At 63.5% G+C, this 19,009-nt stretch carries 18 protein-coding genes; 8 read left to right on the top strand and 10 right to left on the bottom strand.

Annotation, left to right across the window (positions count from 1 at the left end; all coding sequences use genetic code 11):
• The 6 genes from K3725_RS06595 to K3725_RS06570 form a co-directional block, all read right to left on the bottom strand.
• On the bottom strand, nucleotides 1-1,215 hold the full coding sequence (locus K3725_RS06595) for an RSP_2647 family RNA methyltransferase (RefSeq protein WP_260018018.1): 1,215 nt from the start codon (nucleotides 1,213-1,215) through the stop codon (nucleotides 1-3).
• Between the two features lie 90 nt (nucleotides 1,216-1,305).
• The gene (locus K3725_RS06590) at nucleotides 1,306-1,620 is read right to left on the bottom strand and encodes a monooxygenase (RefSeq protein ID WP_058288029.1); all 315 of its coding nucleotides are present in this window, start codon (nucleotides 1,618-1,620) and stop codon (nucleotides 1,306-1,308) included.
• Nucleotides 1,621-1,651: 31 nt separating this feature from the next.
• Nucleotides 1,652-2,029 carry a hypothetical protein gene (locus K3725_RS06585; protein ID WP_260018017.1) on the bottom strand — a complete coding sequence of 126 codons (378 nt, stop codon included), beginning with the start codon at nucleotides 2,027-2,029 and terminating at the stop codon, nucleotides 1,652-1,654.
• Nucleotides 2,026-2,484, bottom strand: a complete 459-nt coding sequence (locus tag K3725_RS06580) for a MarR family winged helix-turn-helix transcriptional regulator (protein ID WP_260018016.1) — start codon at nucleotides 2,482-2,484, stop codon at nucleotides 2,026-2,028. The genes K3725_RS06585 and K3725_RS06580 overlap by 4 nt, the downstream gene beginning before the upstream one ends.
• Nucleotides 2,485-2,631: 147 nt before the next feature.
• Nucleotides 2,632-2,904, bottom strand: a complete 273-nt coding sequence (locus K3725_RS06575; protein ID WP_260018015.1) for a hypothetical protein — start codon at nucleotides 2,902-2,904, stop codon at nucleotides 2,632-2,634.
• Nucleotides 2,885-5,692 carry a glutamine-synthetase adenylyltransferase gene (locus K3725_RS06570; RefSeq protein WP_260018014.1) on the bottom strand — a complete coding sequence of 936 codons (2,808 nt, stop codon included), beginning with the start codon at nucleotides 5,690-5,692 and terminating at the stop codon, nucleotides 2,885-2,887. Before K3725_RS06570 ends, K3725_RS06575 begins: the two co-directional genes overlap by 20 nt.
• Nucleotides 5,693-6,156: 464 nt before the next feature.
• Here K3725_RS06570 and K3725_RS06565 point away from each other — a divergent pair, with 464 nt between their 5' ends.
• The 4 genes from K3725_RS06565 (at nucleotide 6,157) to K3725_RS06550 (ending at nucleotide 8,459) form a co-directional block, all read left to right on the top strand.
• Nucleotides 6,157-6,612, top strand: coding sequence for a DUF2852 domain-containing protein (locus K3725_RS06565; protein WP_260018013.1), 456 nt, complete (start codon nucleotides 6,157-6,159; stop codon nucleotides 6,610-6,612).
• A gap of 77 nt (nucleotides 6,613-6,689) precedes the next feature.
• Entirely contained in the window at nucleotides 6,690-7,121 is a 432-nt protein-coding gene (locus tag K3725_RS06560) for an RDD family protein (RefSeq protein ID WP_260018012.1), read from the top strand.
• Between the two features lie 130 nt (nucleotides 7,122-7,251).
• On the top strand, nucleotides 7,252-8,076 hold the full coding sequence (locus K3725_RS06555; protein WP_260018011.1) for an arginyltransferase: 825 nt from the start codon (nucleotides 7,252-7,254) through the stop codon (nucleotides 8,074-8,076).
• Complete coding sequence (locus K3725_RS06550; protein ID WP_260018010.1) at nucleotides 8,076-8,459, top strand: VOC family protein; 384 nt, start codon at nucleotides 8,076-8,078, stop codon at nucleotides 8,457-8,459. The genes K3725_RS06555 and K3725_RS06550 overlap by 1 nt, the downstream gene beginning before the upstream one ends.
• Before the next feature lie 144 nt (nucleotides 8,460-8,603).
• Here K3725_RS06550 and K3725_RS06545 read toward each other — a convergent pair whose 3' ends face one another.
• From K3725_RS06545 to K3725_RS06535, 3 genes are all read right to left on the bottom strand, one after another.
• Nucleotides 8,604-10,958, bottom strand: a complete 2,355-nt coding sequence (locus K3725_RS06545; RefSeq protein WP_260018009.1) for a TRAP transporter large permease subunit — start codon at nucleotides 10,956-10,958, stop codon at nucleotides 8,604-8,606.
• 14 nt (nucleotides 10,959-10,972) lie between these two features.
• Nucleotides 10,973-11,899, bottom strand: a complete 927-nt coding sequence (locus tag K3725_RS06540) for a TRAP transporter small permease subunit (RefSeq protein ID WP_260018008.1) — start codon at nucleotides 11,897-11,899, stop codon at nucleotides 10,973-10,975.
• Between the two features lie 135 nt (nucleotides 11,900-12,034).
• Nucleotides 12,035-13,117 (bottom strand): TRAP transporter substrate-binding protein, encoded by a 1,083-nt coding sequence (locus K3725_RS06535; protein ID WP_039178705.1) that lies wholly within the window; start codon nucleotides 13,115-13,117, stop codon nucleotides 12,035-12,037.
• Between the two features lie 282 nt (nucleotides 13,118-13,399).
• Between K3725_RS06535 and K3725_RS06530 the strand changes: the two genes are divergently transcribed.
• The 3 genes from K3725_RS06530 (at nucleotide 13,400) to K3725_RS06520 (ending at nucleotide 16,572) form a co-directional block, all read left to right on the top strand.
• A complete protein-coding gene (locus K3725_RS06530) occupies nucleotides 13,400-14,827 on the top strand; it encodes a cache domain-containing protein (RefSeq protein WP_260018007.1) in 1,428 nt (475 codons plus the stop codon).
• A gap of 64 nt (nucleotides 14,828-14,891) precedes the next feature.
• Nucleotides 14,892-15,536 (top strand): response regulator transcription factor, encoded by a 645-nt coding sequence (locus K3725_RS06525; protein ID WP_260018578.1) that lies wholly within the window; start codon nucleotides 14,892-14,894, stop codon nucleotides 15,534-15,536.
• A gap of 67 nt (nucleotides 15,537-15,603) precedes the next feature.
• Entirely contained in the window at nucleotides 15,604-16,572 is a 969-nt protein-coding gene (locus K3725_RS06520; protein ID WP_260018006.1) for a LuxR C-terminal-related transcriptional regulator, read from the top strand.
• Nucleotides 16,573-16,575: 3 nt separating this feature from the next.
• Here K3725_RS06520 and K3725_RS06515 read toward each other — a convergent pair whose 3' ends face one another.
• Entirely contained in the window at nucleotides 16,576-17,724 is a 1,149-nt protein-coding gene (locus tag K3725_RS06515; RefSeq protein WP_260018005.1) for a lytic murein transglycosylase, read from the bottom strand.
• A 265-nt stretch (nucleotides 17,725-17,989) separates the two neighbouring features.
• On the opposite strand from K3725_RS06515, the gene K3725_RS06510 reads away from it, so the two are divergent.
• A complete protein-coding gene (locus K3725_RS06510) occupies nucleotides 17,990-18,979 on the top strand; it encodes an MBL fold metallo-hydrolase (RefSeq protein ID WP_260018004.1) in 990 nt (329 codons plus the stop codon).
• Nucleotides 18,980-19,009 lie beyond the last annotated feature (30 nt).

Here is a 19,009-nt window from a genome sequence, read left to right as displayed (position 1 = left end):
TCAGCCCAGCCGGAAGAACACGGCCTTCAGATAACCGCTTTCGGCCAGTTGCGGCAGTTGCGGGTGGTCGGGGCCTGCGTATCCGGTATGAATGAGCGCCGCCCGGCGCCCGCCCTTGCCGATGCCGCGGGCCGATGAATTGCGGAAGCGGGTGAGGTCAGCGGCGTGGGAGCAGGAGCAGAGCCCAAGGTAGCCGCCTGGCTTCACCAGCGGGGCTGCCAGTTTTGCCACGCGCTCATAGGCGCGCAGCCCGGCCTCCAGCGCCTGTTTCGAGGGGGCGAATGCGGGCGGGTCGCAGATCACCACGTCGAAGGTCTCGCCCTCCTCCCCCAGCGCAGTCAGCACATCGAAGGCGTCACCCTGGCGGGCGGTGAATTTGTCTTTGAAACCAGCGGCCTCGGCGCCTTGCGCGGCCAGCTCCAGCGCGGCGGCGGAGCCGTCGACGCAAGTGGCCTGCCCTGCCCCGCCTGCCAGCATCGCCAGGCCAAAGCCGCCGACGTGGGAGAACACATCCAGCACCTTGGCACCCGGCGCAGTGAGGCGCGCGGCAAAGGCGTGGTTTTCGCGCTGATCAAAGAACAGCCCGGTTTTCTGGCCGCCGGTGAGGTCGGCCATATAGGTGGCACCGTTCATCTGCACCGGAAGCGGCGCGGCGGGGGCCTCGCCCAGCAGGGTCTGGTTCACGTCATCCAGGCCTTCCAGCCCGCGGGTGCGGCCCGACGCGTTTTTCAGGATCACCTCTGCGCCGGTTACCTCGGCCAGAGCGGCAGACAGCATATCCAGATGCGCCTCGGCCCAGGCGGCGTTGGGCTGCACCACGCAAGCTGCGCCGAAACGGTCGATCACCACGCCGGGCAGCCCGTCGGATTCCGCGTGGACCAGCCGGTAGAACGGCGCATCATACAGGCGCTCGCGCATTTCCAGCGCACGCGACAGGCGGGCCGCGAACCACGCCTGATCAATCACCGCCTCCGGATCGCGGTCCAGCATCCGGGCGATGATTTTGCTTTCGGGATTGACCGAGACCAGCCCCAGCGGGCGCTGCGTCTCATCCTCCAGCACTGCCAGGGTGCCGGGCGTCAGCTTGCGGGTGCGGCGGTCGGTCACCAGTTCATTCGCATAAACCCAGGGAAACCCGTGCCGGATGGCGCGGGCGTTGGACTTGGGCTTCATTTTCACGCGGGGGCGCTGGAGCGCATCAGGGGAGGCTGTCATGAGGCCCTCTTAGCCGCAAGTGCTGCGCAGGGGAAGAGGCAGCCACGCGGCGGCGCGGCTGCCCGGTGCTGTACTGCCAGGGCCGGAACCTTAAGCCGACAGCGGAGCGCGGGTGATCGCGCTCACCTCCTCCATGATGTCGAAGATGTGGTCCGACGCCACCGTTATGCCAATGGACGCCAGGCGTTTCAGGTGCATCTCCCGGTAGGTGTCGAGATCCTCCCGGCTGCGGAACAGATAGGTGGAGCCAAAGCGGGAGGTGCCCTCTTCAATGGTCCAGATTTTCCAGAGGATCCCAGGTTCTCCCGCGATGCTCCGGGCGAGTTCCTTGGTCCCTTCCAGGAACTCTTCGGTAACGGGGCCGTCATAGGTCATATGCAGGTCCCAGATTTTCTGTGTGCTCATGTTCGTTCTCCTGCGGGAAGGCGAGAGGGTTTCAAATGTCTTTGCGAAGTTGCGCAGCGCATAGACCCGCAAGCAGCGCAAAGAAGGCCGGGTCGGACCAGCCAAAGCCGGTAAAGAGGCCCACGATGCAGGCGTACAGCGTGACAGCGGCGCCCAGAACATTTGTCCACAGAAGGCCCGTCAGGATATTACGGGCGGCAGCGCTTCCCGGTTCCGCGGTGCGGAACAGGAAGCTGATGATCCCGATCCCGCCCAGAAAGATCGAATTGTGCTGGGAGAGAAACACCGCATAGCGGTCATTCACTTGCATCCCGTACTGCGGCCAGAGGACCTGCGGCACAAGGAAAAGCGCGAGGGCAAAAAACATGTAGATCGCACCATGGGCGGTAAGGAAGGTCCTGCTGGTCATGTTCGGTCTTTCTGCGACTGGGGCAGCTTCCTGCGAAGCTGGTTGAGTGTTGTGATTGCCTCTCGCTGCTGTTGCGGGCTGATGCCTGCGAACATCTGCTCCAGCGCCAGGTTGTGCACCGGCATGAACTCCGCCACCTTGGCGCGTCCCGCCCGGGTCAGGCGCAGCACCCGCGCCCGCCTGTCCTTGTCATCAATCGTCTTCTCGGCAAATCCGGCCTGGATCAGGTTCTTGACCACCACATCCAGATTGCCCGAAGTCGCCAGTGTGAGCTGCATCAGCTGATTGACCGAAAGCGCACCTTTTGTGCTGAGTGTTTCCAGCACGTCCCATTGCGGCGCAGTCAAGCCTGCCGAGCGGAACACCGGCCCCATCGAGCGCATAAACAGCTGGTGGCTGCGCAGCAGCGCCAGCACAAGTGCCTGGTTTTCCCGGTTGCGGTTTTTCTGTGTCATGCAGCCGTATATATCCCTAACTAGGGGTATTATCAAGATCCCGAACACAATGGATTCTGCGCGCGCCGTCCAGCTGCCGTACAGGGCCGCCACGCGACGCTGGCGACGCAAGGCGGCGAAAGAAGTTAAGCTTGTGGTTTCAGGGATCTAGCGTTCGCGTGAGCGCCAGCCGCCGCGGCGGCGCGGTTTTTCGGCGCCTTGCAGCCCGTCGCGCAGCACCGCCGTCATCGGATGTTCCGGCTGGCCATCGCCATAGATGTCCAGCAGCGCCTGAATGTCGGCGCGGCTGTCGCGCGCGGCGTCCATGCCCAGCGCCCAGTCAAAGAAGATGCTGCGGCACTGGGCATCGGTGATGCCCTCGATCCGGTAGGATTCGTAGATCAGCCCGCGCGGGTCCTGTTCAGTGCTGCCCGTCTTCATCCGCTGCTTCCCTTTCCAAGGTTTCGCCAATCAGCGCAGCACAGCGTCCGTAGCGGTCCTGCAGTTCCTGCTCCAGCATTTCCAGCCGGTCGAACCCGGTGGTGCGGCCGAGGAACTGCGCCCCGCCCTCTCCCATCTTTTCGGCGTCGAGCGCCTTGCCAGAGAGCAGCCGCGCTGCGCATTGCACGGACCAGAATAGACGGTATCCGGCCGTCAGGTATTCCGCATCCGCGTCATTCAGCCATCCGGCAGCGACAGCGCCGCGAAGACCGGAGGCCACATCGCGGGCGGCAGAGGCAGAGGTGAGCGTGCCTGCCTGCGACAGCAGCTCGATGTCCATCATCCGCCCGGGGCCGTTCTTGGCGTCCCAGACGCCTGCCGGTGTCTTGGCGGCAGCGAGGCGTTCCCGCATCTGCGCCACTTCGCGCAGCACCTTGCCGCTGTCACGAGGCTCTGACAGGAAGCCAGTGCGGAAGTCCTCGATTTCGCCGGTCAGGCTGCGGTCGCCCGCGATGGTTCGGGCGCGGGTGAGGGCCAGATGCTCCCACACCCAGGCCTCGTTCTGCTGATACAGGGTGAAACCTGCAAAGCTGACGGCGACGGGACCTTGTGTGCCAGACGGGCGCAGGCGCATGTCGACCTCATACAGCCGGCCCTGCGCCATCGGCGCTGACAAAGCTGTGACAAAGGCCTGGGTCAGGCGCGCGAAATAGGGGCGCGTGGCCAGCGGGCGCTTGCCATCGGACATTTCCACTCCCGCCGGGTCGTAGATCACGATCAGATCGAGGTCGGACTGCGCATTGATCTGCCCTGCCCCCATCGAGCCCATTGCCAGCACCGCGGCGCCGCGGCCCGGCGGGGGTCCGTGTTTTTTCGAAAACTGCGCAACCACTTCCGGCGCGATGCCTGCAATCACCACTTCGGCCAGCTCGGCATACTGGGTGCCCGCCTGATGGCCATCGATCAGCCCGCGCAGGTGATGCACGCCGATCCGGAAATGCCATTCCTTGCACCAGCGCCGGGTGGCGTCGAGGCGGGTTTCATAATCCTCTTCCTGCTCCAGACGCGTTTTCAGCTCCGCCCGCAGCCTGTCCGCCCCCGGCCAGGGGTCGAAGAAAGAGCCCCCGATCACCGCATCGAAAACGGCGGAGTTGCGCGACAGGAAGGCGGCCAGATCGCGTGAGGTGCCCGCGATATCGACCAGCAGGTCGATGAGCTGCGGATTGGCGCCCAGGAGCGAGAACAGCTGCACGCCGGCGGGCAGCCCGGCCAGGAAGCCGTCGAGCGCCAGCAGGGTTTCAGCCGGCTTTGCGGTCTTGGCCACGCGGGCCAGAAGCTCTGGCTTCAACCCTTCAAAGATCCGCGCGCCGCGTGATGAGCGCAGCGCCGGATAGGTGGGCCATCGGGCAATGATGGCGCCGTCCAGTTCCGCCGACTCCGCTGCCAAAGGCGCAGGCGCCGGAGCTGCACCGGGAGAAAAGAACCCCTCGGTCAGCTCATGCACCTCTTCCAGGCGGATCTTGATTTCGGCCTGCAGCTCTGCCGGGTCGCGGTCCATCAGGCAGGCAATGCGGGCAATGCCGTCCTCGGATTTCGGCATCCGGTGGGTCTGGGCGTCATGCACCATCTGGATACGGTGCTCGACCTCGCGGTGGGCACGGTAGTGGGCTGTCAGGGTCTCTGCCACCTCCGGCGGCACCCAGCCCTTGCCGGCCAGCGCTGCCAGCCCCTCCACCGTGCCGCGCAGGCGCAGGGACTCGTCACGCCCGCCGGCGATCAGCTGGCGGGTCTGGGTGAAAAACTCGATTTCGCGGATGCCGCCGCGGCCCAGCTTCATGTCGTGGCCCGGCACGTGGAGTGCGCCGCCGGTGCCCTTGTTCTCTCGGATGCGCAGGCGGATGTCATGGGCGTCCTGGATTGCGGCAAAGTCCAGATGCCGCCGCCAGACGAAGGGGCGCAAGGTGTTCAGGAACCGCTCCCCCGCCGCGATGTCGCCGGCGCAGGGGCGCGCCTTGATATAGGCGGCGCGTTCCCAGGTGCGGCCGAGGCTTTCATAATAGCGCTCCGCCGCTTCCATCGCCAGGCAGACAGGGGTGACGGCCGGGTCCGGGCGCAGCCGCAGGTCGGTGCGGAACACATAGCCGTCGCCGGTGCGGTCGCTGAGTGCCGCGCACATGTTCTTGGTCGCGCGCACCATGCCCTGGCGCGCCTCGTAGAAATCATCCGGGTCAAACCGGGTTTCGTCGAACAGGCAGATCAAGTCGATGTCGGAACTGTAGTTCAGCTCATGCGCGCCCATCTTGCCCATCGCCAGGATAGTGAGGCCGCCCGCGGTTTCCACGTCGTCTTCTGTCAGGCCGGGCAGTTTCTTGCGGCGGATCAGATTGGCGATCTCCGCCTTGATCGCAACGTCTGCACACAGCGCCCCGAAACCGGTGAGCGCCCCGGTCACCTGCTCCAGGCACCAGCCGCCCGAGAGGTCGCAAAGCGCAGTCAGCAGCGCCAGCCGCCGCTTGGCCTGGCGCAGGCCCGGTTTCAGCTGCGCCGCTTCCAGCGCGCGGCAGTCCGCAAAGACCTGCTGTACCGCGGCTTCCGGATCGTGCAGCGCCTGAGGCAGCCAGCCTGCCTCCCGGTCCGTCAGCTCCTTCAGATACGGGCTGGACCCGCAGGCCCCCGCCACCAGGTCTGCCAGACCGCCCGACAGCTCTGGCACCAGTGCCCGCGCCTCTGCGCCGAGATCCGGGTCAAACGGGCGGGGAATGCGGGAAATTGTCAGCTCAGTCGTCATGGAAACGACACTGTTCCGCAGGCAGGATGGCGTCAATGGGTGAATTGCCGCGCTGCCGCATAGGTTTACGCAGAGGTCTGGAATACCCGAATAGGTTAAGATTGAATTTTAAGGTAATGTTAACGTTACGGTTATGCTCCCGTTACGGAGCCTTTTCGAAGTAAAGAGTGTTTTGTTTTCAGGGGGCGCTTGGATCTGTCCGTGATTTCTGACTGGTTCTCGCAGCTGTTTTGCAGTGTTTCCCCGCATCCGGCCTTGTAACCGGAGCATAACCGCGCACCCTCTTCTCCCTGCCTTTCCGCAGCTTCCTGTATGCGTGGTTTTCGCGCCAGACCGCCGTTGCAGCGCTGTTCAGCATCAAAATGTGAAAAAGATTTACATCAGGCCTTGAAAGCCTGCTGGCGGCTTCCGATATGCAGTCATGTGAAAGGGATTTACATTCACCCGCAACCTGGAGGACCCCGATGACGAGTTTCACCCCGACCGCCCCTGCCGCCCCGGTACAGGGCTGGTTTTCCCGCAGCGAAGCCTGGCTGGACAGCAAGGGCAAAGGCGCATGGATCGCCGCCATGGTGCTGGGTTTCGTGTTTTTCTGGCCGGTTGGCCTGGCCCTTCTCTTCTACATGATCTGGAGCAAACGCATGTTCAGCAAATCCTCCTGCCGCCACCGCAAGTCCTGGGCCCGCCATGGCTACTCGGCGATGAAACCCTCGGGCAACAGCGCCTTTGACGCCTACAAGGCCGACACGCTGCACCGTCTGGAACAGGAACAGCATGACTTTGAGGCCTTCCTGCAGCGCCTGCGCGAAGCCAAGGACAAGGCGGAGTTCGATGAGTTCATGGACGAGCGCGCCCGCACCGCGTCCAGCGAAGACCTGGAGGACGACGGCGAAGACCAGGGCGAACCCAAGCGCCACTGATCCTGCCCCTCCGGCTGCCCCGCCCATCCGTCCGGGCGGGGTTTTCCCGTTGCACCTGCTGAAAAGGACATTGTTTCATGACCGCCCTGCCCGATCCCGACTACCAGGCAGAATTCTATGCGTCTGTGCCCGCCAAGCGGCTGATCGCCTGGATCGTCGACAGCATCCTGATCTTTGGACTCAGCGCCGGAGCGGTGGTTCTAACCGCCTTTACCGGCCTGTTCATCTGGCCGCTCCTGTACCTGGCGGTCGGCTTTGCCTACCGGACCGTGACCATCGCCAACGGGTCTGCCACATGGGGCATGCGCTTTGCGGGTATTGAGCTGCGCGACGGCGAAGGCCGCCGGATGGACAGCGGCATGGCTGCGCTGCATACGGCAGGCTACAGCCTGTCGCTGGCGCTGCCGGTTTTGCAGGTGATCTCGGTGATCCTGATGCTCACCTCATCGCGCAGCCAGGGGCTGACGGACCATTTCCTCGGTACCGTGATGCTGAACCGGCGTGTTTGAATGAAACCGGCAAGACAGCGTTAAACCATTTTCCATAACAGCGCTTGGCGCACTGGAACCGCGTTGCTATCATCTTTGGGACCGCAGGCGATCTGTTCCGCCTGTTCCGCGAAACTGCCGACGGGATCCGATGCGCCATACTCTTCCCATTGCGCCGCAATTCTATGTGACGGCTCCGCAGCCCTGCCCCTATCTGGAGGGACGGATGGAGCGCAAGCTGTTCACCGCGCTGCAAGGCGACGGGGTGGACCAGCTGAACAACAGCCTCAGCCAGCAGGGGTTCCGCCGCTCGCAGAATGTGCTGTACCGCCCGTCCTGCTCGGAATGTTCCGCCTGCCTGTCGGCACGGATCGACGTGGCGGCCTTCAGCCCCACCCGCAGCCAGAAGCGCACCCTGAAACGCAACGCGCATCTGGAGCGGCGGGCGACCTCGCCCTGGGCGACGGAGGATCAGTTTTCCCTGTTCCGCAATTACCTGGACAGCCGCCACGCCGATGGCGGCATGGCCGATATGGACGTCTTCGAATACGCCGCAATGATCGAGGAAACCCCGGTGCGCAGCCGGGTGGTGGAATATGCGGCACCGGGCAGCCGCGAACTGACCGCGGTGTCGCTGACCGATGTGCTGGAGGATGGCCTCAGCATGGTTTATTCCTTCTATGCCCCGGACCGGCCTCAGGACTCCCTCGGCACCTTCATGATCCTGGATCACATCAAGATCGCGCAGGAGGCGGGGCTGCCCTATGTCTACCTCGGCTACTGGGTGCCCGGCAGCCAGAAGATGGGATATAAGGCCAAGTTTTCCGGACTGGAAATCTATCACCAAAGCGAATGGAAGAAGATGGCGGATCCGGCCCAGTTCGAGACCGCCAGCCACCCGCTGTCGACCGACCCGATTGCCGAACAGGTCGCCAATATCCAGCTGCCCGAGCAGCCGATTCACCGCGAACGCTGATGCAATTTCTCCATGCCGTTTCGCTGGTAGTGCCGGACTACGACGCTGCGATTGCCTTTTACTGCGGCCATCTGGGCTGGCAGCTGGCGGAGGATATCGATCAGGGCCGCAAGCGCTGGGTGCGGATCCTGCCGCCCGGGGCCGAACAGGGCAGCCTGATCCTGGCCCGCGCCGAAGGACCCGTGCAGGAGGCCGCCATTGGCAACCAGTTCGGCGGCCGCGTCGGGCTGTTCCTGGCCACCGATGATTTTGCCCGCGACCATGCGGCAATGCTGGCCAAGGACGTGGTCTTTGAGGAAGAGCCGCGGCATGAACCCTATGGCACCGTTGCGGTCTGGCGCGACCCCTTTGGCAACCGCTGGGACCTGATCCAGTTCACCTGAGGCCCGCGCCGCCTCCTTTCATCTTTCCGCAAATACTCCGGGGTGAATGCGCCAGCGGCGCAGAGGGGCAGCGCCCCTGCCGGTTCCAGGCATGCAAAGGGGCCCGCATGGGGCCCCTTCTCCGTTTCTTGCCTGCCGCCCAGATCAGTTCGGGATCAGCGCCGGAACGATGGTGACGATCGACGGGAACATCCACAGAATGCCGATGCCGACGACCTGGATCAGCACAAACGGCACGATCCCGCGGTAGATATGGGCCGTCGTGACCTCCTTGGGTGCCACCCCGCGCAGGTAGAACAGCGCAAAGCCGAAGGGCGGGGTGAGGAACGACGTTTGCAGGTTCACCGCCACCATGATGGTCACCCATTTCGGGTCGAACGAGCCGCCATAGATCACCGGGCCGACGATGGGGATCACGATGTAGATGATCTCCAGGAAGTCGAGCACGAAGCCCAGGAAGAACAAGACCAGCATCACGATCAGGAAGACCGTCATCTCGTTGTCAAAGCTCTTGAGGAACTGCTGGATGTAGTGCTCACCGCCAAAGGAGATCACCACGAGATTGAGCAGCTGAGAGCCGATCAGGATGGTGAAGACCATCGAGGTCACCTTGGCGGTTTCCCGCACCACTGGGGTCAGCACGCCGGACTTGAACAGCACCCAGCAGCCATAAAGCAGCCCGAACAGCGCATAGAGGTACATCGCATAGGCCGCAATGAAGGCGATCCAGCTTTCGACGCTGACGCCGCCCTGGTTCACCCGCAGGTCGAAGTTCATGCCGATCAGGATGCAGAGCATGACGGCAAAGGTGGACCAGATGATGATCTTGCCCGATTTGCCCTCATCCTGCAGCTTGCGGTAGGCCGCCAGCATGATGGCACCACCTGCCCCCAGCGCCGCAGCCGGCGTCGGGTTGGTGATGCCGCCCAGGATCGAACCCAGCACCGCGACGATCAGCACCAGCGGCGGGAACACCACCCGGATCAGATCGTTTTTGGCACAGCGGGCAGCCGCCTCGCGGCAGCCATAAAGCGCCAGCAGCAGCGGCAGCGCGATCCACAGCACTGTCACCCCGGCAGAGGTCGTCGGCGCAATTGCCACCAGATCCACCAGCGCAATCAGCAGGATGCCGATAGACCCCAGGATCAGCGGCTTGGCATCGCGCGACGGCGCAACACCGCGGCCAAAGGCCAGCACCAAACCCAGAAGGACCATGATCACAGTGATACCGGTGCCGATGGGTGCAGCGCCGCCGATCTTGGCTTCGCGGGCAGCGGCGATTTCCTCTTCGCTCAGCCGCTCGGCGAGGGTCACACCGCCCGCCTCGTTGATCACCTTCTGCTCTTCCACCGCGGCATCCCAGGCGTCCTGCCCGTGCAGCTCAATCATGGACGCCTTGCATTCCGCGCCGACGCTGGTGCGCAGGGACGCGGTCTCACCAGCATCCGAGAAGGTGGAGACAGTGATGTTCTGGCTGCCGATCACGTTGAAGCTGGAGAGCAGGACCGCACCGCCGATCAGCGCCGCAGGCACGCCCAGGAACCAGATCAGCCCTTCGTTGCGGGTGATCACCTCGCCAGTGCCGCCTTCGATATTGACAGCCGGCGCCTTATGCGGGTTCAGCAGCGCGTAGCCGAAGGCGTAGGTGGCATAGAGGATCGCCAGCATGATACCCGGCAGCAGCGCCGCCTGGAACAACGTGCCGACCGAAACCACCGCCGGCTCCCCCAGATAGGTGAGCGCGTCGGAACAGCCTGCCTCCATCGCGCGGGTTTCCTGCGCGGTGGAGTAGAGGTCGCCCGCCAGCGTGCCAAGAAGAACGATCACGATGGACGGCGGAATGATCTGGCCAAGGGTGCCGGAGGCGGCGATCACGCCGGTCGCCAGCTCCGGCGAGTAGTTGTTGCGCAGCATGGTGGGCAGGGCCAAGAGGCCCATGGTCACCACGGTGGCGCCAACGATGCCGGTGGAGGCTGCGAGGAACGCGCCCACAACCACAATCGACACCGCCAGACCGCCAGGCAGCGGGCCAAAGACGCGCGCCATGGTGGTCAGCAGGTCGTTGGCGATCTTGGAGCGTTCCAGGGTGATACCCATCAGAACGAACATTAGAACCGCCAGCAGGGTTTCAATCGACGCGCCCGCCAGCACCCGCTCGTTCATCCGGTTGACGATGAAGGACACGTTGCGGTCCAGCGCCACTTCCCAGCCCTGAGCAAACACCGGCTCCGCCATGCGCGGCAGGTCCGGGTAGCGGAAGACGGATATCTTGTCGGGCCTGATGCCCGATCCCACCAGATCGCGGTAGGCCTGCGACGAGGTGTCGATGGCCTGGTGGATCAGGATGCCGGCGCTGTCCAGCGCGGCGATGATCCCGAAGGAGATGATCCCGGCGCCGCCGATGGCAAAGGCCACCGGAAAGCCGGAGAGAATGCCCCCGAAGAGGCAGAAGAATACGATGAGCAGGCCGATTTCGACGCCATCAAGTCCAAATAGCATGTTTCCGACGTCCCTTAATGCGTGCCTTCGTAGGCTTCTTCACCCTCTCCAAGGCTGTCCTTGTCGAGGTATTTGTTTTCACTGCCCTGGCCTTCGACGAACTCCAGGAAGGAGCGGTAGAAGAAGGCGATGGCGTGCAGGAACACCAGGCCTGCAAAGGCGATCAGCAGGATTTTGAACAGGAAGTAGGCGTTGAACCCGTTGGGGCTGAAGCCGATGGTCTCCACGTTCCAGCGCAGGGCGCGGGATTTCATCACCAGCCTGTCCAGCGTGTCAGAGGCCGAAGGTTTCGGCACGATCAGGTGGCGCCAGAGGAAGAACCATCCGTACATCCATGTGAGCACCGCGGCGGGCATCATGAACAGCAATGAGCCGAGCATGTCGACGACCTTTTTGGCGCGGAAGCTGATGCCTGAATAGATCAGATCCACCCGCACATGCCCGCCCTGCACGAAGGTGTAGGTCACACAAAGACAGACCACCAAGGCGTTGTAAAACTTCAACTCTTCGGCAAACCAGCTGATGTCCTGGCTGAATGGAATGCCAAAGCCAAAGCTGATGTCAGGCCGTGCGAACACCCGCTGCATGAAGACGATGATGATTTGCTGCAAAACCATCAGTAGGCCCGCCCAGGCAAAGAAGCGGCCCACGGTGTTGGCCATCCCCTCCAGCCCGCGGACCATGCCCCACATGAAGCCGCGGAAGTAAATTCCGATGGCGGTCAGCACCAGGAAGGCGGTGAAGACGACAAAGAAAAACTCGACAGAGCCGCCGTAGTAGACGAAGCGCATGATCGAGGCCTTGTCGGACCAGTCGAGCCAGAGCTGCGGATGGGTGATGGCATAGCCGAAATTGTAAAAGGCGCCGGCGATGTTCTGGACCAGCCAGAGCAATCCGCCCGCTATGGCGCCGAAGAAGGTGAGGCCACTCTCTTCCTGCATGTTTCCCCCGGGGGTCTTTGCTGCGGCGGGTCAGGCGCGCGGCCAGTCGGCCGGCCTTTTGGCCCCGCGTCACGCAACTGGAAAGGGATCCCCCGCGGCGTGCGCGGAGGATCCGGTTGATGCCGGTCAGGCAGATCAGCCGAGGACGCGGTCGCGCTGAACGCGGTAGGCGCCTTCGGATTTGGTGATCCAGCCGGAGGAGGCCTTCATCGACGCTTCGACGCTGCCGCGGATTTTCGCAAACAGCTCGTCGCCCATGAACTCGTCCAAGGTTTCCTTGGTCGCTGCACCGAAGGCATCCCAGACGCTGTCGGGGAATTCCAGGGTTTTCACGCCGCCGGACTGCAGGCGCTGAAGCGCTGCACCGTTGTTGTTCATGAACTGCGCCAGGCTCCACTGGTGGCCGGCAGCCGATGCCATCTCGATGATCTTCTGATGGGCAGGCGACAGGCCTTCGAACACGTCGCGGTTGGTGGCAACCGACAGCGCCGCGCCCGGCTCGTGGAAGCCGGCGGTGTAGTAGGTCTTGGTGATTTCCTGGAAACCCGCCTTTTCGTCCGCCCAGGGGCCGATCCACTCGGTGCCGTCGATGGCGCCGGAGGACAGGGCCTGATACACTTCGGAGCCCGGGATGTTCTGCACGGAGGCGCCAAGCTTGCCAAGCGCCTTGCCGCCCAGGCCCGGCATCCGGAACTTGAGGCCGTTGAAGTCCTCGGGGCCGTTGATTTCCTTGTTGAACCAGCCGCCGGCCTGCGGGCCGGTGTTGCCGCCGATGAAGGACTTCAGGCCGAAGATCTGGCCCAGCTCGTCATGCAGCGCATGGCCGTCGCCGTGGTAGTACCAGTTGACCAGTTCCTGCGGGGTCATGCCGAAGGGCACGGCGGTGAAGTAAGCATAGCCCGGATGCTGGCTGACGAAGTAATAGTCAGCGGCGTGGTACATGTCGGCCTGGCCTGCGGTCACGGCGTCGAACACTTCGAACGCGCCAACCAGCTCGCCTGCGGCTTTGACGTCAACGGTCAGGGTGCCGTCGGACATGGCGGTGATGGTGTCGGCCACAAACTGCGCCGAGTCATGCACGCCTGCCAGACCGCGGCCCCAGGTGGTGACCATGGTCAGGGTGCGGTTGCCCTGGGCATAGGCCGGTGCCGCCAGGGTGCTGGCTGCTGCTGCGGACCCGCCCAGCGCGGATGTTTTCAAGAAAGAACGGCGATCCATTAATTATTCCTCCCATTATCAATTCGGATTGCCCCAGGTCCCCCCAAGGCGGATCGGTTCGAGTGCGGTCAGCCTAGCGGCGATGAATTTTATGTGAATACCTAGTACTGCGTAGAACGGAACGTTTTTGCCGGTAATTGCAGCACATCGCATGCATTTCACACGCGATGAGAAAACCGAAATCTCCCGCATTAAGTGCAAACCGCCCCTGCCCCTTTGATTCCGCTGGGCGGCTGCGCAATGATTCGGTACACGATTCTGACCCATTCCCGCGGAGTGCTCATGCGCCTGTTCCGTTCCCTGCTGCGCCCCGATTACGCGCAGAAACTGTCGCTGCTGATGACCCTGCCGCTGATCGTGGCGGGCACTGCGATTGCGCTGGTGGTGGGCTATCAGTCCCGCGCTCTGGCCGAACGCGAGATCCAGGCGCTGGAAATGCAGCTGCTGGAAGCCAAGAAGGCGGAGCTGCGTAATTACGTGACCCAGGCGCGCAACGGCTTTGCGCATATCTATGGCTTGGCGGCACCCGATGATGCGGCCGCAAAGGAGCGGGTCACCCAAATCCTCAGCGCGATGATCTACGGCAAAGACGGGTTCTTCTTTGTCTACGACTATGACGGCACCAACCTGGTGAGCCCGCGGCAGACCGAGTACATCAACCGCAATTGGGCCGGGCTGCGGGACAGCGCAGGCGTGCCGGTGGTGGATGAGTTCATCCGCCTCGCCCGCGACGGCGCCGGCTGGCACAGTTTCACCTGGGAGAAGCCCTCCACCGGCGAAGAGGCGCAGATGATCGCCTATGTGTTGGGCCTGCAGGACTGGCAATGGGCAATCGGCACCGGCGTCTTCATCGACGATGTGCTGGCCACGGTCGCCGCCTCGCGGGCAGAGGTGGAGGCGCGGGTGCGGCGCACGTTCTTGTACATCGGTGCGATCACGCTGATTTCGCTGGCGCTGGTCTTTGCCTCCGGCATGTTCCTGAACATCCGCGAGCGGAGGCTGGCGGATGCCAAGCTGAAGGAACTGACCCAGCGGGTGTTCGACGCCCAGGAAGAGGAACGCGGACGGGTTGCGCGGGAGCTGCATGACGGCATCAGCCAGCTCTTGGTCGGGGTGCGCTATGCCCTGGACAACACCCGCCGCCGCTTGTCGCGCGGCGATGGAGAGGGCGCGGCGGCGCCGCTGGAGAAAGGCGCAGAAAACCTGCTGACCGCCATCACGGAGGTGCGCCGGATCAGCCGCGACCTGCGCCCAGGCGTGCTGGACGATCTGGGTCTGGGGCCGGCGCTGAAGGCGCTGACAGACGATTTCGCCGCACGCACCGGCATCGAGACAGAGTTTTCCACCGTGGTGTTCCGCAACCGCCTGGACCAGGACTCCAAGATCGCTCTCTACCGCATTGCCCAAGAGGCGCTGACCAATATCGAGCGCCATGCAGAGGCCACCAAGGTCAGCATCGACCTGCGCGGCCACACCCGCGGCGCCACCATGCGGATCTCCGACAACGGCCGCGGGCTGCCGCCGCGCGACGCCCGCACCGGGCCTGGGATCGGCCTGCGCAACATGCAGGAACGGATTGAGCAGCTTGACGGCACCTTGCGCATTCTGTCATCACGGGGCACCCAGAGAGGCACCGTGATCGAGGCAAGCCTGCCCCTGAGCCACCTGCTGCCGCCGGGCGAGGAAGGCACACCAGCGCAATTACCGTAGCCTGGGGAGGATACGGTGCCCTGCGCGGCCTTTGCATAGTTCGACAACTGCCGTTGGGGGGATGATGGCGGATCCGGTGAAAGTTCTGATCGTGGATGACCACCCGATGGTCGCTGAAGGCATCCAGTCGATCCTGGAAAGCTATGATGACATCGAAGTTGTCGGCTCCCTGACAGATGGTCAGGTTGCGGTGGACCAGATGGGCCTTTTGGCGCCTGACGTGGTGCTGATGGACCTTAACATGCCCAAGCTCGGCGGCCTCAGCGCCACCGAGATCATCCTGGAACAGCACCCCGGCACCCGGATCCTGATCCTGTCGATGCATGACAGCGCCGAATATATCTCCACCGCGCTCAGCCACGGGGCCATGGGTTATGTGCTGAAGGATGTGCCGACAGACGAGATCAAACAGGCCATCGATGCGGTGATGCAGGGCAAGACCTATCTCTGCACCGGCGCCGCAGGCTCGCTAAAGCCCAAGGACGGCGATATCCGCGAGGCGCTCACGGGGCGCGAGCAGACAATCCTCTTGGAACTAGCGCAAGGAAAATCCAACAAGGAAGTCGCGCAAACGCTTGATATTTCTGTCAGAACAGTCGAGACCCATCGTAAGAACATCAAGCGCAAACTGGGCATTTCCTCCACCGCTGGCCTCACCCGCTATGCGCTGGAGCATGGGGTGCTGCAGGGAACCGGCGCCGGTTTCTGACCGCTTCCAGATTTTTCTTTGTGATCCGCAGCCCCTGCCCTAGCCTTGCGCGTCAAGGAGCTGCGCCATGACCACAGACAAGCCCGCGATCCCCCCGCAGACCCAGGCCAAATGGCAGCGGGTGGTGGATCTGGTGGCCGAGCTGACCGATGTTCCCGCGGCGCTGATCATGGCAACGGTCGATCTGGACCACCGGGTCAAGGTTTCCAACACTTCAGAGAACAATCCCTATTACCCGGGCCGCAAGTACCATCTGAACGAAAAGCTCTATTGCTTCGGTGTCTTTGAAAACGACGGCGAACTGATGGTCGAGGACGCGCAGTGCGAACCGCGCTGGCAGGACAACGAGGATATGGAGCACGCCATGTCCTTTTATATCGGCTATCCGATCAAATGGCCGGATGGCGAGGTTTACGGCACCATCTGCGTGCTCGACACCCGGCGCAACAAGCGCGCGCTGATGTTCCGCAAGGGACTGCAGGAGTTCTGCCGGGTGGTCGAGGGCGATCTGGCACTGCTGCTGGAGGTGGCCCAGCGCAAGCAGGCGCAAGCGGAACTGCGCGAGACGGTGCGGGCGCGGGAGGACACCATCAAGCGCCGCACCAAGGCGCTGGAAGAGGCCAACACCGCACTGCGGGTGCTGATCGACAACGTGGAGGCATCGCGCCACGAAAGCGAACAGCAGATCGTGCAGCAGATCAAGGGCATGGTGCTGCCCTATGTGGCCAAACTCAGGCATTTGGATGCCGGGCGCGAGCTGCAGAGCGCCTATCTGATGATGATCGAGGACAATCTGAAGAACATCACCTCAGCGCTCTCGTCCAAGCTGGCACAGACGCTGGAGCAGCTGACGCCAGCGGAAACAGAGATCATGCAGCTGATCATGATGGGCCGCACCACCAAAGAGATCGCCGCCACCCTGGGGCGCGAGACCAGCACCATCGATTTCCACCGCAACAACATCCGCCAGAAACTGGGCCTCAGCCGGCGCGAAAACCTGCGCCAGCATCTGATTGCGCTGAGTTCGGCGGAGTAGCCGCTAGTTCAGACTGCTGAGCAGTGCCTGAGACGGGTCGCCGGTTGCCGGCAGGCCGCGGCTCGACTGGTAGGCGCTGATCGCCGCGCGGCTTTTCGGTCCCAGCACCCCGTCGGCGCCGCCGGTGTCAAAGCCGCGCGCGGTCAGGCGTTTCTGCAGCAGAATGCGGTCATCTTTGGTCAGCCCGTATTTGTCCGGCGGAAAGCTGGCGCGCAAAGGGGCGCCGCCGGCGATGCGGTCGGCCAGATGGCCCACGCCGATCGCATAAGCATCTGAATTGTTGTAGCGCTTGATCACGTTGAAGTTGCTGGTGACGGTGAACACCGGCCCGCCCGGCTGCGGCTGCAGGCTGCGCCCCGATGGCGTGCCCGGCGCACCGGCCTCACCGCCCCACTTCAGGCCGCGGGTCCAGCCGTTCCGTTGCAGATACGCGGCAGTGGAGGCAAGCGCGTCGGTCGGGTCCTCCGACCAGATGTCGCGGCGGCCATCGCCGGTGAAATCCACCGCAAAGGCCTGATAAGAGGTCGGGATGAACTGGGTATGCCCCATGGCGCCGGCCCAGCTGCCGGTCATGCGGGCGGGCGTGATGTCGCCGTTCTGCAGGATCTTCAGCGCCGCCAGCAGCTGTTTTTCAAAGAACGCTCCGCGCCGCCCGTCATAGGCCAGCGTCGAGGTGGCGGAAATCACCGGCACGTTGCCGCGGCGCTCGCCAAAGAAGCTCTCCAGCCCCCAGATCGCGCAGATGATCTCCGCATCAACGCCATAGCTGCGCTCCAATGTGCGCAGGGTGGACTGGTGGCGGGCAAAGGCGGCGCGGCCTTTGGTCAGACGCTCGTCCGAGACGGCGATGGAGAGGTAATCCTCCAGCGAGCGCTTGAATTCGGTCTGATTGCGGTCGCGTTTGACCACGCCGGGCAGATACCCTGCCCCGCGGAAGGCGGCGCGCAAGGTGGACTGGGAAATGCCGCGGGCCTCTGCCCGAGTGCGGAAGGCGGCAACCCAAGCGTCATAGCCCGCATTCGGCACGGGCCGCAGGTCTGCTGGCAGGCCGGATGTGCCGCTGGGGCCACTGCCTGCGGGTACCGTGCTGCTGCAGGCGCTCAGCCCCAAGGCTGCAAGGCCAAATCCGAAATGACGCCGTGTGATGTTCATGCTCTCTGCCCGCTCCAAGAGGTGTTTTGCTGCCCGGCTCCGTCCGGATCCTTTCAGAACAGGCTGCCAGAAACCGGGAGGAGCGCCAAGGCCCGGATTTCCTGCACAGCAAGGACCCGCCGCTGGCGCGTGCGTCGCCACTATGGGGATTGCCCCCATATTTCCCCCATAATCTTTCGGGGCACCCCTGGGGGCTGCCGGCGCCTAGCCTGTTTGCATCGCTGCGCCAAGGCGGCGGCTGGACAACAACAGGGAGACGGAACCAATGGATGAGCAAAAGAAGGACCTGAAACCGGCCAGGCTCGACGGCCGCAAGGATGAACTGGCGCCCGGCCTGTCCCGGCGCAGCTTCTTTGCAGCCGCAGGCGCGGCAGGCGTCGGAACAGCCGCCAGCCTGCTGGGCAGCACCAGCGCACAGGCGCAATCAACCGACTGGCTGCAGCCCGGCAACAACAACCATGTGATCGATCTGCAGAACATGTCGGCCTTTGCGGATGGCGAAGTGAAGATCGATTTCTACGGCCATTGCGCCCTCAAGATCACCTCGCCCGGCGGTGCCTCGATCCTTTTTGATCCGTGGCGGGACGATCCCTCCGGCGCCTGGGGCTTGTGGTTCAAGCAGAAATTCCCGGAAACGCTGGTGGATATCACCATGTCCACCCACACCCATTTCGACCATGACGCCATCGACCGCCCGCAATCGACAATGGTGCTGGACCGGATGGTGGGCACGTTCGAGTTCGCGGACTTAAAAATTACTGGTTATGCCGACAAGCACGCCTGCGTCGCGCCGGGCTGGTACCCCTGGACCAACGCCCTGGCCGAGTTCGGGGTCGAGGCCTGCCCGCCCAACAACCCGGGCCACATGGATATGGTGACATATGTGGTGGAGACCGGCGGCATCCGCACTCTGATCTGGGGAGACAACCGGCCCGACCCGGCAGACGGGTTCTGGGACGCCATCGGGCGCATCGACGTGCTGACCCTGCCGGTGGACGGCTCTGAGCACATCCTGTCCTATGAGCAGGCCAACGCGCTGGTGGAACGGATCCAGCCCAAGGTGGTGATCCCCACCCACTACCTGTCGGAAACCACCACCTATACGCTGTCGACACTGCAGCCCGCCGACACCTGGGTGAAGGACCAGAAAAGCTTCAAGATGCTGGATAGGGCCTCCCTGTCGCTGGCGGCGGCGGATGTGCAGGGAATGGACAAGGAGTTCCTCTATTTCGGGCATAACGCGCTGACGGAGTAATCCCCGGCATTGCCGCGACATTGTTGTGCC

This window comes from Leisingera sp. S132 (genome assembly GCF_025144465.1).
Classification (GTDB): domain Bacteria; phylum Pseudomonadota; class Alphaproteobacteria; order Rhodobacterales; family Rhodobacteraceae; genus Leisingera.
Note: the sequence above shows the minus strand (reverse complement) of the source record. Positions and strands in the feature narration are given on the sequence as shown.